At 67.2% G+C, this 26,886-nt stretch carries 26 protein-coding genes; 10 read left to right on the top strand and 16 right to left on the bottom strand.

Annotated features, from left to right (window positions below; genetic code table 11):
- Positions 1–168: 168 nt before the first annotated feature.
- From OHA42_RS10220 to OHA42_RS10210, 3 genes are all read left to right on the top strand, one after another.
- Entirely contained in the window at positions 169–2,136 is a 1,968-nt protein-coding gene (locus tag OHA42_RS10220; RefSeq protein WP_406239255.1) for a PspC domain-containing protein, read from the top strand.
- A complete protein-coding gene (locus OHA42_RS10215; protein ID WP_406236503.1) occupies positions 2,129–2,344 on the top strand; it encodes a hypothetical protein in 216 nt (71 codons plus the stop codon). Before OHA42_RS10220 ends, OHA42_RS10215 begins: the two co-directional genes overlap by 8 nt.
- A 78-nt stretch (positions 2,345–2,422) precedes the next feature.
- Positions 2,423–2,593: a hypothetical protein gene (locus OHA42_RS10210; protein ID WP_406236502.1), complete on the top strand. Its 171-nt coding sequence runs from the start codon at positions 2,423–2,425 to the stop codon at positions 2,591–2,593.
- 235 nt (positions 2,594–2,828) lie between these two features.
- Here OHA42_RS10210 and guaA read toward each other — a convergent pair whose 3' ends face one another.
- Complete coding sequence (guaA, locus tag OHA42_RS10205) at positions 2,829–4,412, bottom strand: glutamine-hydrolyzing GMP synthase (protein ID WP_406236499.1); 1,584 nt, start codon at positions 4,410–4,412, stop codon at positions 2,829–2,831.
- Between the two features lie 9 nt (positions 4,413–4,421).
- On the opposite strand from guaA, the gene OHA42_RS10200 reads away from it, so the two are divergent.
- Positions 4,422–5,276, top strand: a complete 855-nt coding sequence (locus OHA42_RS10200) for an alpha/beta fold hydrolase (RefSeq protein ID WP_406236497.1) — start codon at positions 4,422–4,424, stop codon at positions 5,274–5,276.
- Between the two features lie 237 nt (positions 5,277–5,513).
- On the opposite strand, the gene OHA42_RS10195 is transcribed toward OHA42_RS10200, so the two are convergent.
- Together OHA42_RS10195 and guaB are read right to left on the bottom strand one after the other, a co-directional pair.
- Complete coding sequence (locus OHA42_RS10195; RefSeq protein WP_378687692.1) at positions 5,514–6,671, bottom strand: GuaB3 family IMP dehydrogenase-related protein; 1,158 nt, start codon at positions 6,669–6,671, stop codon at positions 5,514–5,516.
- Between the two features lie 357 nt (positions 6,672–7,028).
- Positions 7,029–8,573, bottom strand: coding sequence for an IMP dehydrogenase (gene guaB, locus OHA42_RS10190; protein ID WP_328409426.1), 1,545 nt, complete (start codon positions 8,571–8,573; stop codon positions 7,029–7,031).
- A 281-nt stretch (positions 8,574–8,854) separates the two neighbouring features.
- Here guaB and OHA42_RS10185 point away from each other — a divergent pair, with 281 nt between their 5' ends.
- Positions 8,855–9,268 carry a DUF5319 domain-containing protein gene (locus OHA42_RS10185; protein ID WP_011207424.1) on the top strand — a complete coding sequence of 138 codons (414 nt, stop codon included), beginning with the start codon at positions 8,855–8,857 and terminating at the stop codon, positions 9,266–9,268.
- A 142-nt stretch (positions 9,269–9,410) separates the two neighbouring features.
- Here OHA42_RS10185 and OHA42_RS10180 read toward each other — a convergent pair whose 3' ends face one another.
- From OHA42_RS10180 to OHA42_RS10170, 3 genes are all read right to left on the bottom strand, one after another.
- Entirely contained in the window at positions 9,411–10,601 is a 1,191-nt protein-coding gene (locus tag OHA42_RS10180; RefSeq protein WP_406236494.1) for an anti-sigma-D factor RsdA, read from the bottom strand.
- A complete protein-coding gene (locus tag OHA42_RS10175) occupies positions 10,594–11,172 on the bottom strand; it encodes a sigma-70 family RNA polymerase sigma factor (RefSeq protein ID WP_328409422.1) in 579 nt (192 codons plus the stop codon). The genes OHA42_RS10180 and OHA42_RS10175 overlap by 8 nt, the downstream gene beginning before the upstream one ends.
- Positions 11,173–11,307: 135 nt before the next feature.
- Positions 11,308–12,174 (bottom strand): hypothetical protein, encoded by an 867-nt coding sequence (locus tag OHA42_RS10170; RefSeq protein WP_406236492.1) that lies wholly within the window; start codon positions 12,172–12,174, stop codon positions 11,308–11,310.
- A 625-nt stretch (positions 12,175–12,799) separates the two neighbouring features.
- Between OHA42_RS10170 and OHA42_RS10165 the strand changes: the two genes are divergently transcribed.
- From OHA42_RS10165 to OHA42_RS10155, 3 genes are all read left to right on the top strand, one after another.
- Positions 12,800–13,093 carry a WhiB family transcriptional regulator gene (locus tag OHA42_RS10165; protein WP_040704593.1) on the top strand — a complete coding sequence of 98 codons (294 nt, stop codon included), beginning with the start codon at positions 12,800–12,802 and terminating at the stop codon, positions 13,091–13,093.
- Between the two features lie 391 nt (positions 13,094–13,484).
- Positions 13,485–14,060: a sigma-70 family RNA polymerase sigma factor gene (locus OHA42_RS10160; protein WP_406236490.1), complete on the top strand. Its 576-nt coding sequence runs from the start codon at positions 13,485–13,487 to the stop codon at positions 14,058–14,060.
- A 1-nt stretch (position 14,061) separates the two neighbouring features.
- Entirely contained in the window at positions 14,062–14,313 is a 252-nt protein-coding gene (locus tag OHA42_RS10155; RefSeq protein WP_406236489.1) for an RskA family anti-sigma factor, read from the top strand.
- Positions 14,314–14,502: 189 nt separating this feature from the next.
- On the opposite strand, the gene groL is transcribed toward OHA42_RS10155, so the two are convergent.
- Positions 14,503–16,116 carry a chaperonin GroEL gene (groL, locus tag OHA42_RS10150; RefSeq protein ID WP_406236488.1) on the bottom strand — a complete coding sequence of 538 codons (1,614 nt, stop codon included), beginning with the start codon at positions 16,114–16,116 and terminating at the stop codon, positions 14,503–14,505.
- Positions 16,117–16,250: 134 nt separating this feature from the next.
- Positions 16,251–16,550, bottom strand: coding sequence for a co-chaperone GroES (gene groES / locus OHA42_RS10145; RefSeq protein WP_014981824.1), 300 nt, complete (start codon positions 16,548–16,550; stop codon positions 16,251–16,253).
- 673 nt (positions 16,551–17,223) lie between these two features.
- On the opposite strand from groES, the gene OHA42_RS10140 reads away from it, so the two are divergent.
- Positions 17,224–18,786, top strand: coding sequence for an Hsp70 family protein (locus OHA42_RS10140; protein WP_406236486.1), 1,563 nt, complete (start codon positions 17,224–17,226; stop codon positions 18,784–18,786).
- A gap of 18 nt (positions 18,787–18,804) precedes the next feature.
- Here the strand turns inward: OHA42_RS10140 and tsaD are convergent, their stop codons facing one another.
- From tsaD to OHA42_RS10105, 7 genes are all read right to left on the bottom strand, one after another.
- On the bottom strand, positions 18,805–19,848 hold the full coding sequence (tsaD, locus tag OHA42_RS10135) for a tRNA (adenosine(37)-N6)-threonylcarbamoyltransferase complex transferase subunit TsaD (protein ID WP_406236484.1): 1,044 nt from the start codon (positions 19,846–19,848) through the stop codon (positions 18,805–18,807).
- Positions 19,845–20,354 (bottom strand): ribosomal protein S18-alanine N-acetyltransferase, encoded by a 510-nt coding sequence (gene rimI / locus OHA42_RS10130; protein WP_328412748.1) that lies wholly within the window; start codon positions 20,352–20,354, stop codon positions 19,845–19,847. The genes tsaD and rimI overlap by 4 nt, the downstream gene beginning before the upstream one ends.
- A gap of 5 nt (positions 20,355–20,359) precedes the next feature.
- Positions 20,360–21,076: a tRNA (adenosine(37)-N6)-threonylcarbamoyltransferase complex dimerization subunit type 1 TsaB gene (gene tsaB, locus OHA42_RS10125; protein ID WP_406236483.1), complete on the bottom strand. Its 717-nt coding sequence runs from the start codon at positions 21,074–21,076 to the stop codon at positions 20,360–20,362.
- A gap of 78 nt (positions 21,077–21,154) precedes the next feature.
- Complete coding sequence (tsaE, locus tag OHA42_RS10120; RefSeq protein ID WP_379058631.1) at positions 21,155–21,607, bottom strand: tRNA (adenosine(37)-N6)-threonylcarbamoyltransferase complex ATPase subunit type 1 TsaE; 453 nt, start codon at positions 21,605–21,607, stop codon at positions 21,155–21,157.
- Positions 21,600–22,700 carry an alpha/beta fold hydrolase gene (locus OHA42_RS10115; RefSeq protein WP_406236481.1) on the bottom strand — a complete coding sequence of 367 codons (1,101 nt, stop codon included), beginning with the start codon at positions 22,698–22,700 and terminating at the stop codon, positions 21,600–21,602. The genes tsaE and OHA42_RS10115 overlap by 8 nt, the downstream gene beginning before the upstream one ends.
- Positions 22,697–23,824: an alanine racemase gene (alr, locus tag OHA42_RS10110; protein WP_406236479.1), complete on the bottom strand. Its 1,128-nt coding sequence runs from the start codon at positions 23,822–23,824 to the stop codon at positions 22,697–22,699. Before alr ends, OHA42_RS10115 begins: the two co-directional genes overlap by 4 nt.
- Positions 23,825–24,201: 377 nt before the next feature.
- Positions 24,202–25,689, bottom strand: a complete 1,488-nt coding sequence (locus OHA42_RS10105) for an NAD(P)H-hydrate dehydratase (protein WP_406236477.1) — start codon at positions 25,687–25,689, stop codon at positions 24,202–24,204.
- A gap of 103 nt (positions 25,690–25,792) precedes the next feature.
- Here OHA42_RS10105 and OHA42_RS10100 point away from each other — a divergent pair, with 103 nt between their 5' ends.
- The gene (locus OHA42_RS10100; RefSeq protein WP_406236475.1) at positions 25,793–26,218 is read left to right on the top strand and encodes a cupredoxin family copper-binding protein; all 426 of its coding nucleotides are present in this window, start codon (positions 25,793–25,795) and stop codon (positions 26,216–26,218) included.
- A gap of 168 nt (positions 26,219–26,386) precedes the next feature.
- Here OHA42_RS10100 and OHA42_RS10095 read toward each other — a convergent pair whose 3' ends face one another.
- Positions 26,387–26,878 carry a MarR family transcriptional regulator gene (locus OHA42_RS10095; protein ID WP_328409395.1) on the bottom strand — a complete coding sequence of 164 codons (492 nt, stop codon included), beginning with the start codon at positions 26,876–26,878 and terminating at the stop codon, positions 26,387–26,389.
- Positions 26,879–26,886 lie beyond the last annotated feature (8 nt).

The raw sequence follows: 26,886 nt of genomic DNA, 5'->3' as shown, positions 1-26,886 counted from the left end.
TCGCCTTTGAGGGACAAACCCGCTCCACCGCCCGAAGGGTTTGTTACTGGTCATGATCAGGGTGTTCGGGGATCCGATCATGCTCCAAGTACAGACCGGACGGTCCAAAAGGATCAGTGAATTTTTCAGGGTTACCCCCGATGTGCCGAAGTGCTGGTCAAGCCCACTATGGGAAACATGACGAAAACGAGCTTCGGCGATCAACTCCAGCAGATGTGGCACACGCGGCCCGTCCGCTTGCCGCGGCAAGGTCCGATCGCGGGCGTCGCGGCCGGTTTCGGGCGGCGCTACAACGTCGATCCGGTGCTGGTGCGGGTCGCGCTCGTGGTGTCGACGATCTTCGGTGGCGCCGGGATCGTGCTGTATCTGTTGGCCTGGCTGCTGCTGAGTGAAGACGGGGATCAGGCGTCGGCGGCGGAGTCGCTGTTCGGCAAGGGGCAGAGTTCGCAGTCCCAAACCAAGACCATCGTGTTGATCGTGGCGCTGGCCATCGCGGTGAGCACCATGGGCCCGGTCGGGGTCGGGCTGGCCGGCTCGGGGCTGATCAGCATGGCACTGATGCTGGCAGGCTGGTGGATGCTGCATATGCGACAGCCGACACCGCCGCCCGGCACCAGCGCATTCGACGGTTTCGTCGCCGACGGTGGCATCGCCGCGACCGGCTATCCCGGCACGGTGTTCCCCTCCGGATCCCCGCTGCGGACGAACACCGCTGACTTCTACTCCCCCGATGTCCCGTCGACCAGCGTGTACACGCCGTACACCAAGCTGCCGGACGCCTACGTCCCGGACACACCGGTTCAGCCCGAGACGACACCGGTTCCGCAGGACGAGGCGACCGCAACTCCGATTCAACGCAGCGCAGGCGCTCAGGCGCAGCGCGTAGCACCCGATGTGGTGCTGCTCGACAATGGCGATGCCGAGACTGTCCTGCTGGACAAGAACAACGCCGAGGCAGTGCTGCTGGACAAGACCACGACTGACACAGCGCAGCTCGACAAGAACGACACCGACACTGTCCTGCTCGACAAGAGCGGAGCCGAGACGGCCCTACTCGACAAGAGCGCCGACACGGCACTGTCCGACAAGAGCACGCTGTCACCACAGGGAGCGCCGTTCGCAGGCACATCTACGTCCGGCACCCAGTCGTCGAACTCCACGACACCCGAGGCGAACACCACGACCGAGACCCCGTCGTCCGACACCAGCGGTCCGGTACCTGAGACGAGGACGACGCCCGAAACAGGCGGCTCGCTATCCGGCTCGGGCGCAACGCCGTCGCTCGACAAGGACACGCCCGCCGACACCGACCACGCTTCGAACAGCGAGGTGCCCACCTCGGCACCCGTCCAAAAGAGCCTCGGCTCCGACGAAACTTCTTCCGGCACAAAAACTCCGAAGTCCCTGACCGGTCAGCTACCGACGAGGACCACGAGCGCACCGACCCACGCCGCCTTCGGCGACCGGACTCCGCCCTCCTGGGATCCGCTCGGCGTCGCCCCGCTCGCCTGGGATCTGCCCGAACCGACCCCCACCCGGACCATCGTCGCGCCGCCCCCGCAACGTCCACGCTCCCGACTGACACCAGTGGTGCTCGGCCTTGCCATCCTCGCCGCGGCGGGAGCAGGCGCGGCGGCAGCCTCGGGCGTGGACTGGATGACGCCGGGGCGAATCGCGGCGGTGGCGCTGGCAGTGATCGGCCTCGGCATGGTGCTCGGCGCGTTCCTGCGGCGCGGCTACGGCCTGCTGGTGGTGACCGCCCCGTTGGCCGGGTTCGTCATGCTGGCTTCGATGATCGGCCCGATCGAGTTCGACAACGCCACCATGGGTGAGCGCACCTGGGCGCCGGCCTCGATAACCGAGCTGAATGCGAATTACGCGGTGACCATGGGAGCCGGCACGCTGGACCTGCGGTCGCTGAATCTGACCGAGAGCCGCAGCGTAGATCTCGCGGTCAAGATGGGCGAGGCCAAGGTGCTGCTGCCCGCGGGCATGACGGTGCGCACCGTGTGCACCGTCAATATGGGGGAAGTCAACTGCCCCACCGGGATTACCGGCCCGAACACCCCCGGCGCACCGGTGCTCGATCTGAAGGTCAACGTCCGGGCAGGCAATGCGGAGGTGCGTCGTGGCTGACAAATCCGAGACCAACAACTCGACCGACCGACGCGGACCGTCCGCCTCGCTGCTGATCGTCGGCCTGCTCGCGCTCGCGGTCAGCGTCTGGGCCTTTGTCGGCCCGGCCTCGATGCCCGCGACCGGCGTGATCCCACTCGGCTGGATCGTGGTGATCGCCGCCATCGTCATCGGCATCCTGCTGGTGGTCTCCCCACGCAGACGCTGACCGACAACCGAACATGACCGACGACAATGACCCGTCCGCAAGACGGGTCATTCTTGTCGGACGACCGAGGAGAAAGCGATGACCCCAGACCCGTTCGACAGACCCGAGACCGACGACGAACCGACCGACCAGGGAACCCCGGTGGGACGGATCATCCCGCTGACGCCGACCCGGTCCTATCTCGGCGGTGGCATGCTGCTCGGCCAGTTCATCCTCGGCAGGCCGACGGGACCCACTGTGATGGAGTGAGGCGGCGACCGAACCACACGGTCGATCGGGCGCGACACCTTCGACGCGGGGAGTACGGCCGCCCCTCCCTCGACTGCGAACAGCCGTCACGCCACGCCACGAATTCTGCTGGGATCGAACGCGATCGGGACGGCGCGATCCACACGATCCGAACCCCATTGGGGTCGAACAGGATCAGGACCGCGCGGACCACACGATCCGAACCCCGCCGAGATCGAACAGGATCAGGCGCGCATCACTCCCACTCGATGGTGCCCGGCGGCTTGCTCGTCACATCGAGGACCACGCGGTTGACCTCCGCCACTTCATTGGTGATGCGGGTGGAGATCCGCTCCAGCACTTCGTAGGGCAGCCGAGTCCAGTCCGCGGTCATCGCGTCTTCGCTGGAGACCGGGCGCAGCACGATCGGGTGACCGTAGGTGCGGCCGTCACCCTGCACGCCGACCGAGCGCACATCCGCGAGCAGCACAACGGGGCACTGCCAGATCTGCCGATCCAGGCCCGCAGCCGTAAGTTCTTCACGGGCAATGGCATCGGCCTGCCGCAAGGTGTCGAGACGGTCCGCGGTGACCTCACCGACGATGCGGATGGCCAGACCCGGACCCGGGAACGGCTGGCGCGCAACGATTTCCTCCGGCAGCCCGAGCTCACGACCGACCGCGCGCACCTCGTCCTTGAACAGCAGCCGCAGCGGCTCGACGAGCTCGAACTCCAGATCGTCCGGCAGTCCGCCGACATTGTGGTGGCTCTTGATGTTCGCGGTGCCCGTGCCGCCACCGGACTCGACGACATCCGGATACAGCGTGCCCTGCACCAGGAACTCGACCGAGGGACCCGAGCCATCCGACATCGCGGCGCCCTCGGCGATCACCACCTCCGACACCGCATCCTCGAACGACCGGATGAACTCACGGCCGATGATCTTGCGCTTCTCTTCGGGGTCGGTGACGCCCTTCAGCTCACCGAGGAACTTCTCGACCGCGTCGACGGTCACCAGCTTGGCGCCGGTCGCGGCGACGAAGTCCTGCTGCACCTGCTCGCGCTCCCCGGCCCGCAACAGGCCATGGTCGACGAACACACAGGTCAGCCGATCACCGATGGCACGCTGCACCAGCGCGGCCGCGACCGCGCTGTCCACACCGCCGGACAGACCACAGATCGCGTGGCCGTCACCGATCTGCTCGCGCACCGCGGCGATCAGCGAGTCGGCGATATTGGCCGGGGTCCACGTCGCCGGGATGCCGGCCAGGTCGTGCAGGAACCGGCTGAGCACCTGCTGACCGTGCGGCGAGTGCAGCACCTCCGGGTGATACTGCACTCCCGCCAGCTTGCGGGCCCGATCCTCGAATGCGGCGACCGGGGCACCCGCACTGGTGCCGGTGACCTCGAAGCCCTCCGGCGCGTCGGTGACCGCATCGCCGTGGCTCATCCACACCGGCTGAATGGTGGGCAGGCCGCCGTGCAGCAGGCCGCCGTCGATACTGACTTCGGTGCGGCCGTATTCGCGAGTGCCGGTGTGCGCGACCGTGCCGCCGAGCGCCTGCGCCATGGCCTGGAAGCCGTAGCAGATGCCGAAAACCGGGATGCCGAGATCGAACAGCCTGGCGTCCAACTGCGGCGCGCCTTCGGCGTACACGCTGGAGGGACCACCGGAAAGGATCACCGCGAGCGGCTGCTTCTCCGCGATCTCCTCCACCGTGGTGGTATGCGGGATCACCTCGGAGAAAACACTCGATTCGCGGACCCTCCGGGCGATCAGCTGGGCGTACTGCGCGCCGAAGTCGACGACAAGGACCGGTCTCTGAGTAGCTGCCACCATCACAGTTTAATGAGGGCGCAAATCGTCCCGCGCACCCCCGCACCGCTGGTTATCCTCATGCTCGTGCCATTCGCCCGCGCGATCGACGCCGACATCCACTATGAGGACAGCGGCGGGCACGGTCCGGTGGTGCTACTCGCGCACGAATTCTTCATGGACCGAACGATGTTCGCGTCGCAAATGGCTGCGCTGGCACCGGAATTCCGCATTGTGTCCTGGGATGCGCGCGGCCACGGACGCACCAGGGACCAGGGATTGCCCTTCACCTATTGGACCGCCGCGCGCGACGCGCTGACGGTGCTGGATCACCTCGGCGCCGAACGTGCCGTGGTCGGCGGGACCGCGCAAGGGGGCTTCACCGCTTTGCGCACCGCGCTCATCGCACCCGAACGGGTGTCGGCGCTGATTCTCATCAGCACCGAAGCACACGGACCGACTCCCGAACAGTCGACGGCGACCCAGAAATTTCTGGACGAATGGTACGACGACAGCTCCAGGCAGGACGCGGTCGACCAGCTGGCGCACTGGTTGATCGGCGACGACGAGTGGTACCGATCGATCTGGACCAAACGCTGGCTGGTGCGCGATCGCCGTGGCATCGAGGTCGCGGCGGGCTGCCTGCTCGGCCGGGATTCGGTGCTGGACCGACTGCCCGAAATCTCCAGCCCCGCCTTGGTGATTCACGCCACCGACAGCGGCATCGCCCGCGACCGCGCCCAACAACTCACGCAGGGGCTGACCGGATCGACCTACGTCGAAATCGCGGGCGCGCGACTGGCCGTCACCATGACCCACCCGGAACCGGTGAACCATGCGATCCAGCAGTTCCTGCGTGAACGCACGGTTCCGACACGAGTTCGTTGAGCGCGACGCGCGTTCACCGCACCACACGGGGTCACCGGGCGAGTGGGGACGTCGGTGGTGATTGTCGCGGCTCTGTGGGTTGTGGCCGGCCGCGGCCGGTGTAGTCAGGGGCTCGCCGGCACCGAACCGGACAATCCGGTGAACACCGCGATGCGGCGGTTCCTGCGCGAGCGAGTGACCCCCGAGTCACGCACGCTGAACGAGCTTGACATTCGAGCAATCGAACCGCGCGTCCGATCAAGCGCGAACGCTGAGCCCGACCTTCTGGAATTCCTTGAGGTCGGAGTAACCGGCCTTCGCCATCGAGCGACGGAGTCCACCAACGAGATTCAGCGAACCGAACGGGTCGTCGGAGGGCCCGAACAGCACTCGCTCCAGGCTCGGCCGGACCACGTCGCCGTCCTCGCTGTCGACCCAGCTCTCGTCGACCGGCAACAGCGCGCCGCGCGGCACCGAAGGATGCGCGGCGGCCGAAGGCCAGTACCAGCCGCGGCCCGGAGCCTCGGCGGCGACCGACAACGGCACACCGAGCATGGCGGCATCCGCGCCACACGCGATCGCCTTGGCCAGCTGACCGGAGGTCGCGACGTCACCGTCGGCGATGACGTGCACGTAGCGACCACCGGTCTCGTCCAGGTAGTCGCGGCGCGCGGCAGCGGCGTCGGCGATCGCGGTGGCCATCGGCACCCCGATGCCCAGCACCTCCCCGGTGGTCGTCGCACCGGGGAAAGAGCCGTAGCCCACGATCACACCGGCCGCGCCGGTGCGCATCAGGTGCAGCGCCGTCCGGTGATCGCTCACGCCACCCGCGACGACCGGCACATCGAGCTCGGAGATGAAGGTCTTGAGGTTCAGCGGCTCACCGTCACCGACGTGCTCGGCGGAAATAATGGTGCCGTGCACGACCAGCAGGTCGATACCCGCCTGCACCAGCGCCGGAGTCAGAGCGCGGGCATTCTGCGGGCTCACCCGCACCGCCACCGTGACACCCGCGGCACGCACCTGCGCCACCGCGGCCGCCAGCAGATCCGGCTGCATCGGCGCGGCGTGCAGTTCTTGGAGCAACGCGACGGCCCGCTCGTAACCGCCCTTGCCGACCAGCTCGACCAGCTGATCGATCTTCGCCGCGACATCGGCGTGCCTGGCCCACAAGCCCTCGCCGTTGATGACGCCGAGCCCGCCGAGGCGGCCGAGTTCGATGGCGAACTCCGGCGAGACCAGCGCGTCGGTGGGGTGCGCGAGGAACGGGATCTCGAACCGGTAGGCATCCAGCTGCCAGGACAGCGATACCTGCTTCGACGAACGAGTCCGCCGCGACGGGACGATGTCGACATCATCCAGCTCGTAGGTACGCCGGGCGGTCCGGCCCATGCCGATCTCGACCATGTCGCGCACTGGCTGTTCTCCTTGTTTTATTTGCAGCGCCTGCGGCGCTGCGTGTTCGCGGCCCCCCTTGGTCTCGCTTCCGAGCGGCCGAGACTCGCGCCTTCGGCACATGCGCTTCGGCCGCTCGGAAGCGAGACCGGCCGCGAACTCTAGGGCTCGGTCTCGCTTCGCTCGGAAGACGTTGTCGTGGCGAGTGGGTGTGTTCGGGGTAATGCTCGCGACTTTGTTGGTTACTTGGGGGCGGTGGGTCCGGCGCTATGTCCTGACCCACCGTTTCGCTCGACTATTGGCTCGGCGCCGCAATGGCACGCGTGCCAGGTCCATCATGCACCGACCGACCGGTCCAGTACATTACCGTCGGGTCGACTAGCCGCGACCGGTGTAGTTCGGGGCCTCGACGGTCATCGTGATGTCGTGCGGGTGGCTCTCTTTGAGGCCGGCGGCGGTGATCTGCACGAACTGGGCTTCTTGCAGGTGTGCGATCGACTGCGAGCCGGTGTAGCCCATCGCGGCGCGCAGGCCGCCGACGAGCTGATGGATCACCTGGTTGACCGGTCCGCGGAACGGCACCCTGCCCTCGATGCCCTCGGGCACCAGCTTGTCCTCGGCCAACACGTCGTCCTGGAAGTAGCGGTCCTTCGAGAAGGACTTCGCCTGCCCACGCCCCTGCATGGCGCCGAGCGAACCCATACCGCGGTAGCTCTTGAACTGCTTGCCGCCCACCAGGATCAGCTCACCGGGCGATTCGGCCGTGCCGGCCAGCACCGAGCCGAGCATCACGGTGGACGCGCCTGCGGCGATCGCCTTGGCGATGTCACCGGAGAACTGGATGCCGCCATCGGCGATCACCGGAACGCCGTGCGGCTTGCAGGCGGCAACGGCCTCGAGGATGGCGGTGATCTGCGGCGCGCCGACACCGGCCACGACACGGGTCGTACAGATGGAGCCGGGGCCGACGCCGACCTTCACCGCGTCCGCGCCCGCCTCGACGAGCGCGGCAGCGCCTGCCCTTGTCGCGACGTTGCCGCCGACGATCTGGATGCGATCGCCGACCTCGGCCTTGACCTTGGTGACCATCTGCAGCACCTGTGCCTGATGTCCGTGCGCGGTGTCGACGATCAGCACGTCCACGCCGGCGTCGGCCAACGTCATCGCGCGCGACCACGCATCGTCGCCGACACCGATCGCGGCGCCGACCAGCAGGCGGCCGTCGCGGTCCTTGGTGGCATTCGGGTACTGATCGGTCTTGACGAAGTCCTTGACCGTGATGAGTCCGCGCAAGCGACCGCCGCCGTCGACGATCGGCAGCTTCTCGATCTTGTGCCTGCGCAGCAGACCGAGCGCGGCCTCCGCGGTGACGCCCTCCTGCGCGGTGATCAACGGCGCTCTGGTCATCACATCGGCGACGCGGCGGTTCTGGTCGACCTCGAAGCGCATGTCGCGGTTGGTGATGATGCCCACAAGCTCGCCGGTCTCATCCACGACGGGCAGGCCGGAAATGCGGAAGCGCGCACACATCGCGTCGACCTCTGCGAGGGTGTCGGTCGGGCGACAGGTCACCGGATCGGTCACCATGCCTGCCTCGGACCGCTTCACGGTCTCCACCTGCGCAGCCTGGTCGGCAGCCGCCAAGTTACGGTGCAGCACACCCATGCCGCCGGCACGCGCCATGGAGATTGCCATCCTGGCTTCGGTCACGGTGTCCATCGCCGAACTCACCAGCGGGGTGCGCAACCGAATCTCGCGGGTCAGCTGGCTGGAGGTCTCCACCGAGCTGGGGATGAGGTCCGAAGCGGCCGGTAGCAGCAGCACATCGTCGAACGTGAGGCCGAGCATGGCGATCTTGTTCGGATCGTCACCACCCGTATGGGGGCGGACTCCGATACGTTCGCCCGGTACGGGATTACTCATTCGGATCGACCCCTCCTGGACGTCGAAAGCGACCGACACCGATCGACCGGCGTCGCGCAGAACTGATGGGATGGATGGTGACGGCTCCGCCAATGGTCGGGTACTGGCCGGCGCCTTTCACCCATGGTATCTGTCCCGCAAACTCGCCCACGATCGCGGTGCGCGAGGGCGGCTGCGGCTCTGGTCAACTCGCGACGCGCACCCGCGAAACTCGACGCGCCGGCGAAACTGGCGTGGCGCATAGCTGGCGAAGACCCCCCTGTTCTGCGTACCGTGGGGGTGTGCGTGACCATCTACCACCTGGCTTGCCGCCGGATCCGTTTGCCGGAGACCCCTCCGACCCGTCCGCCGCGCTCGATGCCATCGAGCCCGGCGAGCCGCTGGATCCCCACGAGCGCCTTGCGGTCGAGGAGGATCTCGCCGATCTCGCAGTGTACGAGGCACTACTGGCGCATCGCGGTATCCGTGGACTCGTGGTCAGCTGCGAAGACTGCAGGCAGGATCACTACCACGACTGGGACATGCTGCGCGCCAACCTGCTTCAGCTGCTGGTCGACGGCACCGTGCGCCCGCACGAGCCCGCCTACGATCCGACGCCGGAAGCGTATGTCACCTGGGACTACTGCAGGGGCTACGCGGATGCCTCGATGAACGAGGCTTTCCACGGCGACGGATTCGACGGGTTCGACAGCTGACCCTTCCGTTTGCAACGGGGTCCGCACAGCCGAGCGAACAGCACGGGACTCGCACAGACGTGCTGTAAGCAACGACACAGACAAAAAGCCGACCGCCGGTCGGCGATCGGTTGATGTCTTTTATCGGTTGTTGTTCTCGAGCCTAGGTGGCGGGGCCTGCTCCGCCCGTTCCACCAGAACCTCCGGTTCCTCCTGTTCCGGTGGACCCGCCCGTTCCACCGGTTCCCCCCGTTCCGGTGGACCCGCCGGTTCCGGTTGATCCACCCGTCCCGGTTGATCCACCCGTCCCGGTGGGAACCACGACAGATCCGGGGTTGCTGGCCGACGGAGGCGTCGCGGGCTGCGTTGGCGGAACGGGCGGCTGGATGACCACCGTGGTCGGCACAACGGGGGGTGTTTGATCCTGCGTCGGTGGCGGATTCTGCGTGGGGGGCGTTGTCGGCTCGGCCGTGATCGGCGGAATCACCGGCGGCACAGTAGTCGACGGTTGGCCAGGAGCAGTTAGGTCCGCGCTCGTCGGCGGCTTGGTCCCCGAGGTATCCGGCGACTGCAGAATGGTCTGCTGCGGGTTGCCGGTCGTCGGCTTCGTACCGGAGGTGTCGGAGCTCGGCTTCGGCTCGGCGGGCCGCGTCGGCGTCGCCGTGATCGAGCTCGCGATATCCGGTGCCTTCTTGCGCAGCTCGGCGAGGACCGATTCCCAGCGCGCCGTCAGCTCACTCTGCTTATCGGTGTCGTTGACCTGAGTCACGTTCTGCCGAGCGCCCTCCAGCTTGGCCTTCGCCATTTCGGGATTACCCGAATCGAGCAGTGTCTGCGCCTCGGTCAGGTAGTCGCCGGCACGCTGAACCACGGTGGTCTGGGCCTGTTCGCTGAACACGACCTCCTTGACCCGCCATAGCGGATCACCGGGTTCGGCGTTGTAGGAGAACGCCGTCATACCGCCGATGACAAGTGCCAGTGCGGCAGCCGTCCCCGCGATCGGGCGAAGTAGCCGTAGTCGTCCGCCGGTCTGTGCGCCGATGCGGACTTGTCGAGCACCGATCTCCTGGTTGACCGCAGCCACGATTTCATCGAGGCTCGGTTCCCCCGGCATCGGCTCCGAGAACAGCTCGGCCCGCCAATCGGCCAACAGCGTCGCGAGCTGATACTCCTCCGCGCTGTCGGTCCGTACCGGACCATCGCTTGCGATGGCATCGATCAGCGCATCGTCGCGGCGTACCGCTGCGATGTCCACCGGACCGGTGTCACCGACGCTCTCGGCGTAGGGACCGCTATTTCGCGATCCAAGCCGCGCCTTCCAGTCGCCCCGACCGCGCTCGCCATCCCTAGCCATACATTTCACCTGCCCTCGCCACTTGTGACTTCAGTTTCGCGAGTGCCCTGTGTTGGGCCACCCGTATCGCACCCGCCGTACTGCCCACGGCGACTGCGGTTTCTTCCGCTGACAAACCCATGACCAATCGCAGGATCAGGATCTCCCGATGTTTCTCAGGAAGAGTCGCGAGCAGACTGTTCATCTGCCTGCTCGTCTCTGATTCGAGAGCTCGTTGTTCCGGACCATGGTCGGTGGATATGACATCTGGTACTTCGGCCATCGCCTCCGCCTTGTTACGGGCGGCGTTTCGATGAGCATCGGCGACCTTGTGCGAAGCGATTCCGTATACGAAGGCCATGAAGGGCCTGCCCTGGTCTTGATACCTGGGCAAGGCGGTCATCACAGCCAGACATACCTCCTGCGCAACGTCATCCGCAGAGAGTTGTCCTCGCTCCGCGGCGCCGATCCGCGCGCGGCAGTAGCGCACCACCAGCGGGCGGACCATTTCGAGTACCTGAGCTAAAGCGGATCTGTCGCCCTGCGCAGCCGCAGTGACGGCGAGGTCCAACTCTTCGCCCATGTTCGTCATCGTCAGAGAAATTCCTGGCGTTACAAGTGGCACGGTCGGGGATGACCAGTGCTTCCGCCGGTGGGGCGGAACGGATCTAACAATAGCTACACAATGCCGGGAGCCGGGCAACACGGGTCGCCTCCAGTGGAAGATCTAGGCAACACCTGCGAGCCGAAACCGCCCGCCACGCCGAGCAATAGCCGCGGCACATTCGGCGGCTTCGGTGCCGGCAGCGGTTGCTGCGTCGGCGTCGGCGGATACACCCGCACGCAGCATGGCGCATGCCCAGCGCAGCGGAAGCAACCCGTATTCGCGGCATTCGGCGGCGACCGCCTCGGCGAGGACGCACGCATGCTCGGCGTCGCCCCCGGCGGCGGCAGCCGCCGCGACCAGCAGCCTGGATTTGATCCGGTGCCGGATCGAGGGGCCACGCTCGGCCAATTCCACCGCGGCCTCGGCATGGGTGCGCGCGGGGTCGGCACGGCCCGAGGCAAGGGCGGTCTCCGCCGAAACCCAGTGCCAGCGCACCCAAGGCCGCCAGCGCAGCTGTTCGGGGTCGAGACCGTCGTGGCTGCGCCACAGCAAACGGGTGGCCAGCGTGAGCCTGCCGGTGCCGAGCGCATCGGCGGCGAGACCGGTCAGCGCATCACAGACAGCGTCGGTGCGGTCCGGGCCGACCCCGCTCCCGCCCTCGGCACGAGTGGGGAGGACGAGCGCCGCGGCCCGCCCGTCGGCGACCGCGGCGCGGGCATGCCAGCCGAGCTGGCGCAACAGCGAACCCTCGGTGCTCGCGGCGAGCGAAAGCAGCACCGGGTCGGTGGTGCGCGAGCGCAGTAACCGAAGTTCGGCGCGGGCTGCGGCGTAGTGGCCCCCGCCGCCGAGAATCACCGCCCGATGCCATGAATCGAGGGCGCTTCGCGGCACCGGCAACTCGGCAGCGCCGAGGGCACGACGATCGCCGAAAGCGGCGGCGGCGAGCGGTGTTGACTCGCTATATATAGGGATAGCTGGCGCGGACACGGCCGAACTCTATCGCGCGCCGCGAGCACGCCCGGGTCCCCGGAAACATCGCCGAGACATCCCGGCAACCATCCAGCATTTCGAATGCCAACATCATGTTTCCATCAGGTAAATCTCGTACGGGCAATCAACGGGCACGTGCGATAGGAATTCACATGCGTTTCGCGCAATTAACCTCAGCGCCCCGATTCCGCCATCTCCGATCCGCCGCCCCACCGGCCCCGATCGGCACTGTGACCGCCCCCACGACAGCCATAGCTCCCCAGGCATGGGGAGTCAGCCGCCGAAACCGCGCCCACCTGCGGATATACTCGCGAATCGAGCCAGACGGTTCGATGCGAGCCGTCGATCAACCGACCAGTATCACCAGAAGCAATGCAAAAAGTAAACACCGTAGAGGTTAAATTTCGCAGCCCAACATTTGGAAAACTACTGCGTCGAACTATTGACGGAATTTCGCGGCTGGACCTAACGTAACTCATCGCCACGGTCGGCGCCGCGCGAAATTACAGCGACCGCGAAGGGCGGGCCGATAGGCACGCCGCCGACCCAGCGCCGTGGCCACAACTGTTTGCAGAACAACTGCTCGACAACGCTGACGAGCTCGCACCACGAGGAGTTCACCATGCCCATGCCGACCCACCTTCCCGGACCGAACGCCGATGTCTGGGACTGGCAGATGAGAGGGTCTTGCCGCGGGCAGGATTCCGCGGTGTTCTTCCATCCCGACGGCGAACGCGGCCGCGCCCGCACCGCACGGGAGATGCGCGCCAAGGAAATCTGCCGGAGCTGCCCGGTACTGATGCAATGCCGCAGCCACGCCCTGAAAGTCAGCGAGCCCTACGGCATCTGGGGTGGAATGTCGGAAACGGAACGCGAGATGCACGCGCGCCGCAACCGCCGCCGCATGGCGGTATAGCCGAGTGCGCCACGCGGAATCCGATCCCATCCGCACGGCGCGGCGCGCCGAATCCCTAGCAAACGACCGACCAATACAACACCTTCGATCGCGTCGGCGCGCAAGCGGTAGCTGTCACCACCGATATGCCTGCCGCAGCAACGGCCAGAAGCCACCCAGCTGTCGGTTCGGCGTTTCGCAACACTTATCGGCGTGCCACGGCGTGGCCCCCTAGGAATCGCCCGGTGTGTCGAAGTCCCTGGACCACACGTAGATTGCCGCCACCCCACTAGAAGGGCAGTCATAGCGGCACGCTACGGTAGTGACCGATGACACAAAATGGAGCGTTGTGACAACGCGGCCGACGGCCGCAGAGGGCGACTCGTTCCGAAGAGAAGCCATCCCACCTCGTGTGGATTCTGCGGTATCGGCACGCGCAGCCGAAAGTATCGAGCTAGCCGCCCTTCTCGAGCGCTGCGGCCAGTCCGACCAGGAAGCTTTCGCCGAGCTCTACGACCGAACGTGTGCGCGCGTCTTCGGTCTGGTGCTTCGCGTTCTGCATGATCCCGGATATGCGGAGGAGACCACTCAAGAGGTCTTCCTGCAGATCTGGCGGACTGCGGCGAGTTTCGACTCGGCGAAAGGGTCGGCGGTGACGTGGCTGATGACGCTGGCCCACCGGCGAGCGGTCGACCGGGTTCGCGCCGAACAAGCCCATACCCAGCGCGAAGTCGCCTACGGGATAAGGGTTCTCGGCAACGAATTCGATGAGGTCACCGAAGAAGTCGAGCGAAGGCTCGAACAACAGGCCGTTCTCGAGGGTCTCGCCACATTGACACCGACCCAGCGAGAGGCCATCTCGCTCGCCTACTACGGCGGGCGAACCTACGCAGAGGTAGCCACCTATCTCGGCGTAGGGTTACCAACCGTTAAGTCCCGTATCCGGGACGGACTGACACGACTGAAAAAAAGTTTGGGGGTGACGTGAGATGAACGAAGTCCAGATCGATCTCGCGCACGCCGTCGCGCTCGCATCGATCGACGACGAAGACCATCACGCAGTACAAGACCTGCTCGATAGCGAGGACCCTGCCCTACACACGGAATTCCTCGCTGAAGTGCAAGAGACGAGAGACGTCCTCGCCGCATTTGCGGCGGTGACAGCTGTTCAGCCGCCCCCTGCCCTGCGTGGGCGGTTGCTCACGGCCATCGCCGCCGAGCAACCGCCCGTCGCCTCTTAGCGTTCATTCCCGGCGCCGCAGCGCATCGGGAAGAAGACGCGCGAACCAACGTTCGGTGCATAGTCGATTTCGGAAGCAACCCAGGAATTTCCCTGAACTCAACGTACGAAATCCATTGTTCTGTTCATAAAGTTCACAAACGAAGGCCCCCCGGAATGTTCCGGGGGGCCTTCGCATGTCGAACCGAACTCAGTGGCTGTGGCCGTGTCCATGACCGTGGTCGTGGGCCTCTTCGGCAGGCTTTTCCACCACGGCGCTCTCGGTGGTGAGGATCATCCTCGCCACCGACGCCGCGTTCACGACGGCGGAGCGGGTCACCTTGACCGGGTCGACGACACCGTCGGTGAGCAGGTCACCGTAGGTGAGGGTGGCGGCGTTGAAGCCTTCCTTCCCATCCGCGACCTTGCTGACCACCACGGAGCCGTCGACGCCCGCGTTGGTGGCGATCCAGAACAGCGGCGCCGACAGTGCGGTACGCACCACCTCGACACCGACCGCCTCGTCGCCGGAGAGCGAATCGCGCAGCTCGTCGAGCTTGGCGCTCGCGAGTACGAGCGCGGTACCGCCACCGGGGACGATGCCCTCGTCGACGGCGGCCTTCGCGGCGCTGACAGCGTCCTCGACCCGGTACTTGCGCTCCTTGAGCGCGGTCTCGGTGGCCGCGCCGACCTTGATCACCGCGACGCCGCCGGACAACTTCGCCAGCCGCTCTTCGAGCTTCTCGCGATCCCAGTCGGAGTCGGTGGCCTCGATCTCGCGACGCAGCTGCGCACTGCGGGCCGCGATGTCCTCGGCGGTGCCTGCACCATCGATGATGGTGGTGTCGTCCTTGGTGACGACGACGCGACGCGCCTTGCCGAGCACCTCGAGGCCTGACTCACGCAGCGTGATGCCGAGGTCCGGGTTCACCACGGTGCCCGCGGTGACGACGGCGAGGTCGTCGAGGAACGCCTTGCGGCGATCGCCGAAGAACGGCGCCTTCACGGCAACGGCCCTGATGGTCTTGCGGATCGAGTTCACGACGAGGGTCGACAGCGCCTCGCCGTCGACGTCCTCGGCGATGATCAGCACCGGCTTGCCGGACTCGGCGATCTTCTCCAGCAGCGGAAGCAGATCGGGCAGCGAGCTGATCTTCTCCCGGTTCAGCAGGATGAAGGCGTCCTCGAGCACGGCCTGCTGGCTGTCGGTGTCGGTGACGAAGTAGGGCGAGAGGTAACCCTTGTCGAACTGGACGCCCTCGGTGACGACGAGTTCGGTCTGCAGCGTCGAGGACTCCTCTACGGTGACGACGCCGTCCTTGCCGACGGTGGTCAGCGCCTTGCCGACCATGGCGCCGATCTCCTCGTCGCGCGAGGAGACGGTCGCGACTTGAGCGATGGCCTGCTCACCGGAGACCGGGGTGGCCAGCGCGAGCAGCGCCTCGGAGACCACGTCGGCGGCCTTGCCGATGCCAGAGCCCACCGCGATCGGGTTCGCGCCCGCGGCAATGTTCTTCAGGCCCGCGCGCACCAGCGCCTGCGCGAGCACGGTCGCGGTGGTGGTGCCGTCGCCCGCGACGTCGTTGGTCTTGGTGGCGACGCTCTTGACCAGCTGCGCGCCCATGTTCTCGAAGGGGTCCTCGAGGTCGATCTCGCGCGCGATTGTGACACCGTCGTTGGTCACGGTAGGGCCACCGAAGGCCTTCGCGAGCACAACGTGGCGGCCACGCGGCCCGAGGGTGACCTTCACGGCGTCGGCGAGCTTGTCGACACCGCGTTCCAGAGCCCGGCGAGCCTTCTCGTCGAACTCGATCTGCTTTGCCATAAGTCCTATTCCTTAGGGTTCCAGTGCTGAAACGACACTGCCCCGGCCCCGCTCAGGGGAACCGGGGCAGTGTCGTGACGACTCGATCCCGGCAATGGCCGGGCAGCACGGTCAGCCGACCGCGCGGAGCTCGGTCACTTGGTGACGACGGCCAGCACGTCGCGCGCCGACAGGATGAGGTATTCCTCGCCCTGGTACTTGATCTCGGTGCCGCCGTACTTGCTGTAGATGACGGTGTCGCCCTCCTTGACGTCGACCGGGATGCGGTCACCCTTATCGGTGACGCGCCCCTCGCCGACGGCGATGACGGTGCCCTCCTGCGGCTTCTCCTTCGCCGTGTCGGGGATGACCAGGCCGGAGGCCGTCGTCGTCTCGGCCTCGTTGGCCTGGACGAGGATCTTGTCCTCGAGCGGCTTGATGTTCACGCTCGCCACGTTGAGCCCTCCACTTTCAGGGGATATACGGTCGTCCGGAACTGTTGTCCCGGACCATCGGTGTCGTGTTGTTTCGCGCGACCTGCAAGCAGTCGCTAGCTATGTCGACCCCTGCGCATAGCCCCGTCGTCGCGGGTGCCGGGACACCTGCTCAGTGGTCGAACTGGCACTAAAGCACTACTCACAGTGCCGACTAGCACTCTATACATGAGAGTGCCAGCGCTCAAGGTTGGGTTGTGCCAATTCTGCCGGCGTGTCGGATCGGTGGCCGGTGTCACGCCATGCCGAAGGGCCTGAAGACTTCCCAAGAGATCAGCAAATCTGTAACGTTCGGGTAACGGATTGTGACACTATGGACGACGGTTGTTCTCCGCGCGCTGCGTTCATCACGAACCGGCGTCATCGGGGGCGCACGGAGAGCTATGAAACAACCAGCGTCACAGGGGAAGCCGAGCAGTACCCGGTAGTCCCAGCCGTCACAGTACAAGCGTTTGAGAGAACCAGCTTCACCAGAGGGCAAGACCACACGTGATCCATGGCTGGTCCCCGCGACCCATCCGGACGACGGGTCGGCCGGATCCCGAGTCCGAATCGCTCGCCATCCACGCGAGAAGTTCGGTAGTCCATTCGAGATGGTCAGCAGCACATGACCATCCGCTCGAAGGGAGGTGACATGCGAACATCACTCGGCATCTCCGCCGGGAACGAGGTCGTTTGCTCGGCGCTGGTCGCGACCGCGTCCAACGGCGCCCAGAATTTCGACTACCGCGTCGTTTCCGCCGACGCGGCCCACTCCGATCTCGGCGATCTGGTGGCGTCCTCGATCGAGCTCATGACGACCCAGCTACCGACCACGCAGCTGCCACACGACGTTGTGCACCCGGTGGGCGCACGGTTCGCCGGCGCGCACTCGATCGGGCTGGAATCGGCCTCCAGCCGGCCGCCGACCAGTGTCGCGGTCGCCTATCGCAGCAAGGAACAGGCCCAGCTGATCCGCGCGGCGACCGGCAAGCAGCGCGACCTGCGGCTGATCCCGGAGAGCACAGCAGCGCTGACCTACCTGCGCCACACCGGCCTGCTGGACCGCTATGAAACTGTCGCCGTCATCGACCTCGGCGCGTCCGGTCTCACCGTCACCGTCGCCGACCAGGCCGACGGCACCGTGCTCCGCAGCGAACGCACCACGGCGATCAGCGGCAATGCCGTCGACGAACTCATCTACCACCATCTGGTCGACCTGCACTACGCCCGGCGCGGCACCCGCCCGAACCGCGGCATGCTGACCAATCGCGGCCGCGCCGCCAAGGAACATCTGTCCATCGCGCCTGCTGTGACCATCGACCATGTCGCCGGGCAGCCACTCAAGCTGACACGAGCCGATTTCGAGGAGCTGATCGCTGATCTGCTGCGCGAGATCGGCGTCTACGCCGCGGCGGTCTTCGCGCGGGCGCCCACGTTCCCGCAGGCGGTCACGGTGATCGGTGGCGGGGCCAATATCCCCGCCGTGGTGTCCACGCTCTGCAATGAACTCGATATTCCCGTGCACACGGTCCCCGAACCGGAGGCAGTGATCGCCAAGGGCGCCGCATTGGTCGCCGACGCGGCACAGCCCGCGGTGTTCCCGGTCAACGCGCTCACCTCCGACGCGCCGGTCGGCACCTTCACCAAGGTGGTCGGCACCGTGGCCGGGGCCATCGTGGTGGTCGGACTGATCATCGGCTACGGCGTGAAGACCTTCGCACCGACCTCCGGCGACGACGTCTCCCCCGCGGGCACCACCAGCAGCACCCAGATGCCGTCGGCATCGGCGCCGGTTCCGCCGACACCGACCGGGCAAAATCGAGAGAGCACGAACCGGCCGAGCGGCAGCAGTCTCCCGTCCATCACCCAGGACCGCGGCCAGCCGACCACGCGAGCGAGCACCATACCGACACCCGCGAGCACCACGCCGACGCAGCCCACGCTGCGTCCCGATCCGAACCTGCCGCCGATCCCGTTCCCGGAGCTGCTCGGCCCGTTGTTCGGCAACCCGCTGGCCCCACCGGCAGGGTCCTCCTCGAACCCGGCGGAACACAGCCAGCCGGGAGAAGAGACCGCGGCACCGTCTACCGCGCCCACCCCACCGCCTCCGGCACCGACCCAGGACCCAGCGAAATCGCGGGTTCCGCTGCTGCCGCGAGCGAATTCCGGTTCCGCCGGCGGTAACTCAACGCAACAGTTGGTTCCAGCGCGCTAGCCGGATCCGCCGCGGCAGTCAGCCGACCTGGCTGACCGACACCGGCAGGCCGGGGTCCGTCGCCACCGTCAGCGGTGACGGCTTCGCGCCGCCGGCGATCACATGGGCGCCGAGCGCCGCGATCATCACGCCGTTATCGGTGCACAGCCGGGGTTTCGGCACCCGAAGCGTCAATCCTGCTGCCGCGCAACGCTCCTCGGCGAGCGAACGGATTCGGGAGTTGGCGGTCGCGCCGCCACCGAGGACCAGCGTGTCGACGCCGACATCCTGGGCCGCACGCACCGCCTTCATGGTGAGCACGTCGGCGACCGACTCCTGGAAGGACGCCGCGATATCGGGAATCGGCAGTTCGGCCGCGGTGAAACCATTGCGCTGGGCTGCCTCCACATAGCGGGCGACGGCAGTTTTCACACCGGAGAAGGAGAAGTCGTAGCGCGCATCGCGCGGGCCCGTCATGCCACGCGGGAACGCGATCGCCTTCGGATCGCCGCCGGCCGCCACCGCGTCGAGCGCGGGGCCGCCGGGGAAACCGAGCCCGAGCAGCCGGGCGACCTTGTCGAACGCCTCTCCTGCCGCGTCGTCGATGGTGCTGCCCAGCTCGACGATCGGCTCGGCCAGATCGGTGACGTGCAGCAGATGAGTGTGCCCACCCGACACCAGCAGCGCGACGCACGGCGGCATCGATCCGTGTTCCAGCGTGTCGACCGCGACATGTCCGCCGAGGTGGTTCAACGCGTAGAACGGCACATCCCACGCTGCCGCATAGGCTTTCGCGGCGGCCGCGCCGACCAGTAGGGCACCGGCGAGGCCCGGCCCGATGGTCACTGCCAGCGCGTCGGGCTTGGCGATGTCCGCGGCCGCGAGCGCCCTGCGCATGGCGGGCACGATGGCCTCCAGGTGCGCGCGCGAGGCGATCTCGGGGACGACGCCGCCGAATCGGGCATGCTGCTCGACACTGGAGGCGACCTCGTCGGCGAGCAGCTCACAGGTGCCGTCGTCGTGCCAGCGCACGATGCCGACTCCGGTTTCATCACACGAGCTTTCGACGCCCATGACGATCACGACAGCACCTCCCCGCGAGCCATGTCCCAGGCCGCACCCACGCCGGTCAGCGCGGGCCTGCGCATGGTGTAGGCGTCGGCACCGCTCGGGTGGTAGTAGTTCTTGCGCAGTCCGATGATGTGGAAGCCATGCTTGGCGTACATCGCGATCGCGGGGGCGTTGTCGGTGCGCACTTCGAGAAATACCGGTCCGCCGCGCTTGCCGGCCTCGGCGAGCAACGCCTCGAGCAGCACGGTGCCGATACCCGCGCGATGGCAGTGCGGGTCGACGCCGATGGTGTGCACCTCGGCCTCGGGGTGTTCCTCATCACCGAGCAGTGCGACGCCCGCGTAGCCGACCATTCGCCCGTCGTCGTCGCGGGCGACGATGTACCGGTTGTGTGGTGCGGCCAGTTCGGACCGGAACGACACCGCCTGCCACGGGTCATCTTCGGGGAACAGCAGTTGTTCGAGTTCGACACAACGCTCGATGTCGGCGCCGTCCATCGGTTCGATTCGGATCGACAGCACCATCACGCTCCCGTCCGGTCGAGCGTGCGGTAGCTGCGTTCGACCGCGTCCGGCCTGCGTAGATACAGCGGGACCAACGGTTCCGGCACAACATGCGCGAGCAACTCGGCAGCGGCCGCCTGCACCAGCCCGGCCGGGGAGGGGGTCTCCACAGGCAGCACCGGCAGATCGAAGAAGTCGACATGGGAGGCGGATCCGGCAATCACTGTGGCGTGCGCCGCATCCAGATCGCCCGGCTTGCTCACATCGGGTCCGGCGATGCGCACACCGTCGCGGTAGCGCGCCCAATACACCTCGCGGCGGCGCGCGTCGGTGACGACGAGCAGCTCACTGTCCGGCGTGAGGTCGGCCGCGGCGTCGGCGGCGATCGCGTCGAGGCTGCACACCCCGTACACGGGCAGCCCCAGCGCGTCACCGAATGCGGCGGCAGTTGCCATTCCGACTCGTAGTCCGGTGAACGGACCGGGACCGATGCCGACCACCACGGCGGCAATATCGGTCCTGGAACGGCCTGCCTCGGTGAGACATTCGAGGATCTGCGGCGTGAGCACCTCGGCGTGCGCGCGGGGATCGACCCGCACCCGGGAGGCGAGGGTGCGTACCCCAGCGGCAGTGTTGTTTCGAGCGACCTGCGACAAGTCGCTAGCGGCGACCTGCTCCAGTTCCACCAATCCCGCTGTAACGGCAGGTGTCGCGGTGTCGACGGCTAGTACAAGCATGATTGACCTAACGATACCGGTTGGTAAGTGCGGCCGGTGCGGAGCTACTCGAGAGCAACCTCGGCCGCCGGCTACGTATCAGTGCACCCATTCCCAGATCGCCGTGCGCACCTCGGAATCCGGTTCGCGCGACAGCAACACATACAGGTGATGCTCGGCCAAGTGTTCCACGACACCACTGCCCCACTCCACCACGACGACCGCCTGATGCAGATCCGTGTCGAGGTCGAGGGCGTCGAGCTCGTCCAGGTCGCCGCCGAGCCGATAGGCATCCACGTGCACCAGCGGCACCGGCGCGGCACCTTCGCGCTGCCCGGCACGGTGTTGCCTCGCGATGATGAAGGTCGGTGAACTGACTCGGCCCTGCACGCCGAGTCCGGCGGCGATGCCACGGGTCAGCGCCGTCTTGCCCGCACCGAGCGGACCGTCCAGCACCACCAGATCGCCTGCACCGAGTTGGGCCGCGAGTTCGCGGCCGAATGCCTCGGTGTCGGCGACGGTGGGCAAGACGCGCTGTTGCCGTTCAGCCACCGAGGACCTCCGATTCGGTTGCGGCTTGTTCGATAGCACCGGCGCGCACGAGCAGCCGGTCGAGTGCGGCGTTGACGATATCCGGGTATTGCAGGTGCGCCATGTGCGCGGCGTCATCCAGCCGGACGAGTTCACTATTGGGCAGCGCCGCGGCCAAGGCACGGGAATTGCGGAACGGGATCACCAGATCGTGGGTGCCGCCCAGCACCAGCACCGGTAGGTGCGCCAGCGTGGGCAGGGCCGCCGATTCGTCGTGCAGCTCGATCGCTTTCAGGAATTTCACGATCGTCTCGACTGGGGTCCGGTCGATCATCATCGTGGTGAACCGCGACAGCGTCGAGCTCACCGGCCCGTGATACGAGCTGACGTGCAGGATCGGGGCGATCACGTGCCGCGTGGTGGCGCGGCCCGCCTGGACCAGCGCGGGCGCGGTGTGCACGGCGAGTCGAAACCCGTCGACGGCCGGGTGGCGCAGAAGTTGAGCGATTCCTGCGGAGGTGACCTCCGCCGCAGCGGTGGACAGCAGCCCGATGCCGATCACCCGCGCCGCGAACAGCTCCGGGAACTGCGCGGCCGCGGCGAGTATCGCCATCCCGCCGAGCGAATGGCCGACCAATATGACGGGACCGGTCGACACGCGAGCCTCGATGACCGCCGCCAGATCGCGGCCGAGCTGGGCGACGGTGCAGCTCTCGGTGGTCGGGGTGCCGGAGCCGCCGTGCCCGCGCAGATCGAAGAACACCAGTCGGGCCCTTGCGCCCCAACGCTTTTCCAGATCGCGACGCTGGAAGTGGAAGGACTCCATGGTGTTGCAGAAGCCGTGCACGAAGATCACGGTGACCGGTGCGTCCGCAGGACCACATTCGCGGGTGGCCAGCCGCACACTGTCCTCGGTGAGCACGGCGCCGGAGCGGTCGTCGTCGAACAGCGCGAAGTTCTCGTCTCGGTATTCGTCGCGGCGCGCGGGCCAGAGCACTCTGGCGCCCATTCTGCGCAGAGCGTGCGTACCGGCGAGGGCGCCGACGACGCCCGCGGTCGCCAGCCCGCCACCCAGCACGGTGATGCGATGGCCCGCCGGCTTCTGCTGTCTCATCTGAGGCCGCCGACGTGTCGCCGGACCACGCGACCGCGCGGGGAGCACACGATCTCGTAGTGGATGGTGCCGAGCACGTCCGCCCAGTCCTGTGCATGTGGTTCGTCCCGGCCCGCTCCGAACAGGACGGCGGTGTCGCCCTCCACGACACCCGCCGCGTTGTCCCCCAGGTCGACGACGATCTGGTCCATACACACCCGCCCGACATTGGGGTATTGCGCGCCGCCGAGCGCGACCGCGAAACGGCCGCCGAGGTTGCGGAACACACCGTCGGCGTAGCCGGCCGGGATGAGCGCGACGGTGGTGTCCTGCGGCGCGACCCACTCGTGCCCGTAGGAAACGCCCTCTCCCGCGGCGACCTGTTTCACCAGGGCGACCCTGGCCTGGAATGTCATCGCGGGGCGCAACCCGAAATCGGAGATCTCCGGTACCGGCGATAGGCCGTACACCGCGATGCCGGGGCGCACCATGTCGAAAACCAGGTCGGGTCGGGTCAGCGCGGCGGCCGAGTTCGCCAGATGCACCAGTTCCGGTTCCAAGCCGTGTTCTTTGGCGGTCGCGATCGCCTCCAGGAAGCGGTCGCGCTGCACATCGATCATCGGATGCTGTGGCTCGTCGGCGTGCGCGAGGTGGGAGAAGATCGCCCGGAAGCGCACCACCTGCTCGTCGACAAGGCCGCGCAGCGCTGCGAGCACCTGTGGGTATTCGAGCGCCGAGACGCCGTTGCGGTTGAGACCGGTGTCGACCTTCACCGTCGCCGTTGCCGTCCGACCGGTGGCACGCGCCGCGGCCTCGACTGCCCGCAAATGCGCGAGCGATGTGACACCGAGCTCGATATCGGCGGCGACGGCGGCGCCGAAGTCGGCGTCGGAGTTGTTGAGCCAGCACAGAATCGGCGCGGTGATGCCCGCCGCACGGAGTTGAAGGGCCTCATCGATCGTTGTGACACCGAGTTCGGCCGCACCCGCTCCCAGCGCCGCCCGCCCGACCTCGACCGCGCCGTGGTTGTAGCCGTCGGCCTTGACCACAGCCATTACCGCGGCATCACCGGCATGCTCGCGCAGGATCCGCACGTTGTGCGCAATGGCACTCAGGTCGACAACCGCCTCCACTTGCGCATTCACGCTTGTCCGCCTCTCCGCGTCATCTGCCGGTCGTGGTGTGCATCGATCGTGCCATTGCGGGCCCGCGGTCGAGCACCTGGCCGAGTTCTCGACATATCAGCTGTGGATTACCCGCGTTCTGGTGATAACACGTGTCACTTTGGTCACCAGCGCAGCACGTGAACGACCCGCACGATCAACGTTCCTGATCGGCGTGTACGGGTTGCCCCATGATCACCGGCTCATCGGGGACTGGCGGACTGGGTCGTCGCTATGTGAGTAGTCGGAGTCCGACGTCGATGCGGCTTTGCCGCCGCGCCTCGTGGGCACGACGAGCACAGCGCACGGCGGGTGTGGGCGCGGCCGAACTTGCTGCGGCCGCGAGATTTCCGCAGCAGTCAGTACTCGCCGAGGGCGAAGGCGCGCAGGGTGCGGATGGCCGGTCGAACGTGCTGTAGAAGTGGGGTTGCCGAGGTGGGAGCTCCGGCGAGGTGGTTTTCGTGGGCAGCAAGGTTGGCGGCCAGGGCGTGTGCGCGGGCGGCGGCCGCGGCGGACCAGGCCGGGTCTCGGCCCGCGGCGAGGAGGGCGCCGATGATGCCGGAGAGGACGTCGCCCGCGCCCGCAGTTGCGGCCCATGAACCGCCTGCCTCGTTGACGAGCACTGGTGCGTCAGGGGCGGCGACGAGGGTAGCGCGGCCTTTCAGCAGGACGGTGACCTGCCAGGAATCGGCCAGCTCGTGGACTGCGGCAACCCGGTCCTGCCCCACCTCGTGTCCGGTCAGACGCGCGAATTCGCCAGCGTGCGGAGTCAATACGGTCGGTGCGGCGCGTCCGCGAAGCAGATCGGGATCGGCGGCAAGCAGGGTGAGGCCGTCGGCGTCGACGACGACAGGAAGGTCGGTCGCGAGTACTTCGGCGAGTCGTTTGTGTGCGTCGGTGTCGGTGCCCGCGCCCGGGCCGAACACCCAGGACTGGACCCGACCGGTGTCTGCGATGCTCTGGGCGGCAACCACTTCCGGGAAATGCGCAAGGACATCGGCCGAGCCGGTTCCGGCGTAGCGGACCATGCCCGAAGTCGCGGCGATGGCCGCGCCGGTGCACAGCACGGCCGCACCCGGGTACGTGCCGCTGCCCGCGCAGACGCCCGTGACGCCCTGCGTGTACTTGTCGTCGAGCGGTCCCGGTACCGGCCAGAGCGCACCGACCGACGCCGGATCCAGCGCCGCGAGGTTCGGCTCGGGCAGCCGTAAACCGATGGGCACCAGTTCGATTCGCCCGCAGTACGGCGCGGCGAGCACATGGACCGGCTTGTACGTGCCGAAGGCGACGGTGACATCCGCGCGGACCGCGGGGCCGGTGACGGCACCGGTGTCCGGGTCGACACCGCTGGGCAGATCCGCGGCGACAATCGGCGCGTCGAGCGCGGCAACGAGTTCCGCGGCGTTCGGACGCAGCGGACCACGGCCGGAGATCCCGACAATGCCATCGATCACCAGATCCGGTGCGCCGACGTCGCCGCGCAGACTCGACGCCGACGTTCTCGCACCACCGGCGTCGCGGACCCGACCGCCGGCCTTCCGAAGCGCAGCCAGCCCTCGGGCATGTGCCCGTTCGGGATTCAGCAACACAGCCGTGACGGCCACACCGCGACGACGCAGCATCGAGCCCGCCCACAGCGCGTCGCCGCCGTTGTCACCGGAACCGACCAGCAGCGTCACCGACCGCCCGGCGATCCCCCCGGTCCGCGCCCGCAACTCGCCCGCGACAACGGTCGCCAGGCCGTGCGCGGCGCGTTGCATCGGTACGCCGTCCGGGACTCGGGTGAACAGTTCGGCTTCGGCCGCCCGCACTTCGTCGGCGGTGAAGAATCCCCGCTGGGTGGACATGGATGCTCGCCTCCACTGCGTTGCTCGGGCACTGCTGCTGATCAGGCTCGGCCGCACAGGCACTGCGTAAGCCCGCACCGTCAGCAGACTACGCTTGGCCGTCATGCCGATGGTCAGCCGTGCGAGGTCCACTCAGGTCGTAGCCGGGCTCGGCCTGGCCGCGACGATGTTGCTGTCCGGCTGCGGCTCGGACGAGCCGAAATCCGCCACGGTGACCACAACGAGGTCGGCCAAGCCCGCCGCGTCGAGCACCGCGCCCGGCAAAAAGAAGTCCGCCGCGGTGACCGTCGATGCCGACAACATGAAGTTCTCCCCCACCGAGGTCACCATCAAGGTCGGCGACACGGTGACCTGGAAATTCAGCGACAGCGTGCCGCACAACGTGCAGGGCATCGGCGACCGGGCGATGGGCCTGAACAGCCCCATCTTCGACAAGGGCGAGTGGAGCTACACCTTCACCGCACCGGGCAACTACCGCTATCTCTGCTCCTTGCACCCGCAGATGCGCGGCAGCGTCACCGTCGAATAGCGCGAGACCCGCTCGCAGCGGACGCTTGTGGAGTAAGCAGGCCCGGCTGCCTATGTCGACTGCCCCAATTGAGCACAGCGATGCGAAAGGGCCGGCCGGATAGGCCGACAGCCCTGCCTACCGAACTCGGCTCGGAACTCGGCGAGCAGCCCGTCGCGCAAGCGCTGATCACACCGGCCTGGACACCCCGACTGTCCGGCCCACTGTCGACGCGGTGTTCATAGCCTCCACAGCGGCGACCAGTGGCGCGAGCTCCGGGTCGGCGGCGGCTTGACCCAATGCGGTCGACAATGCCGCGTCGTGGGTGGGGCGCGCCTGCTCGAGCAGTTCCTGGCCCGGTGGCGTGACATCGGTGTAGATGCCGCGGCGGTCGTCGGCGCACAGATAGCGCGTGAGCAGGCCGCGATCTTCGAGCCGGGACACCAGTCGGGTGGTCGCGCTCTGGCTGAGCACGACGGCGTCGGCGACTTGGTTCATGCGCAGATGGCCACCGGGCCCGTCGTGCTGACGGCTGAGCACGACCAGCAGTGAGAACTCGCGCACGCTCAGATTGTGACCGGTTTGCAGGGCGCGCTCGATATGCGCCTCGATCCGATCGTGCAGCAGCGACAGTGCGTACCAGCCATCTGCCAGGCCGGTCAGAGCGGCATCCGCGGTCATGGTGTTCC

Source organism: Nocardia sp. NBC_01009, assembly GCF_045208035.1.
Lineage (GTDB): Bacteria > Actinomycetota > Actinomycetes > Mycobacteriales > Mycobacteriaceae > Nocardia.
The sequence above is the reverse complement of the archived record's forward strand: the minus strand, read 5'-3'. Positions and strand labels throughout refer to the sequence as shown.

Excerpts from the sequence above, each read along its gene's own strand:
- OHA42_RS10220 (WP_406239255.1), top strand. The coding sequence starts at position 169 with ATGGGAAACATGACGAAAACGAGCTTCGGCGATCAACTCCAGCAGATG.
- OHA42_RS10210 (WP_406236502.1), top strand. The coding sequence starts at position 2,423 with ATGACCCCAGACCCGTTCGACAGACCCGAGACCGACGACGAACCGACC.
- guaA (WP_406236499.1), bottom strand. The coding sequence starts at position 4,412 with ATGGTGGCAGCTACTCAGAGACCGGTCCTTGTCGTCGACTTCGGCGCG.
- OHA42_RS10200 (WP_406236497.1), top strand. The coding sequence starts at position 4,422 with ATGAGGGCGCAAATCGTCCCGCGCACCCCCGCACCGCTGGTTATCCTC.
- guaB (WP_328409426.1), bottom strand. The coding sequence starts at position 8,573 with ATGAGTAATCCCGTACCGGGCGAACGTATCGGAGTCCGCCCCCATACG.
- OHA42_RS10180 (WP_406236494.1), bottom strand. The coding sequence starts at position 10,601 with ATGGCTAGGGATGGCGAGCGCGGTCGGGGCGACTGGAAGGCGCGGCTT.
- OHA42_RS10175 (WP_328409422.1), bottom strand. The coding sequence starts at position 11,172 with ATGACGAACATGGGCGAAGAGTTGGACCTCGCCGTCACTGCGGCTGCG.
- OHA42_RS10165 (WP_040704593.1), top strand. The coding sequence starts at position 12,800 with ATGCCCATGCCGACCCACCTTCCCGGACCGAACGCCGATGTCTGGGAC.
- OHA42_RS10155 (WP_406236489.1), top strand. The coding sequence starts at position 14,062 with ATGAACGAAGTCCAGATCGATCTCGCGCACGCCGTCGCGCTCGCATCG.
- groL (WP_406236488.1), bottom strand. The coding sequence starts at position 16,116 with ATGGCAAAGCAGATCGAGTTCGACGAGAAGGCTCGCCGGGCTCTGGAA.
- OHA42_RS10140 (WP_406236486.1), top strand. The coding sequence starts at position 17,224 with ATGCGAACATCACTCGGCATCTCCGCCGGGAACGAGGTCGTTTGCTCG.
- tsaB (WP_406236483.1), bottom strand. The coding sequence starts at position 21,076 with ATGCTTGTACTAGCCGTCGACACCGCGACACCTGCCGTTACAGCGGGA.
- OHA42_RS10115 (WP_406236481.1), bottom strand. The coding sequence starts at position 22,700 with ATGAGACAGCAGAAGCCGGCGGGCCATCGCATCACCGTGCTGGGTGGC.
- OHA42_RS10105 (WP_406236477.1), bottom strand. The coding sequence starts at position 25,689 with ATGTCCACCCAGCGGGGATTCTTCACCGCCGACGAAGTGCGGGCGGCC.
- OHA42_RS10100 (WP_406236475.1), top strand. The coding sequence starts at position 25,793 with ATGCCGATGGTCAGCCGTGCGAGGTCCACTCAGGTCGTAGCCGGGCTC.
- OHA42_RS10095 (WP_328409395.1), bottom strand. The coding sequence starts at position 26,878 with ATGACCGCGGATGCCGCTCTGACCGGCCTGGCAGATGGCTGGTACGCA.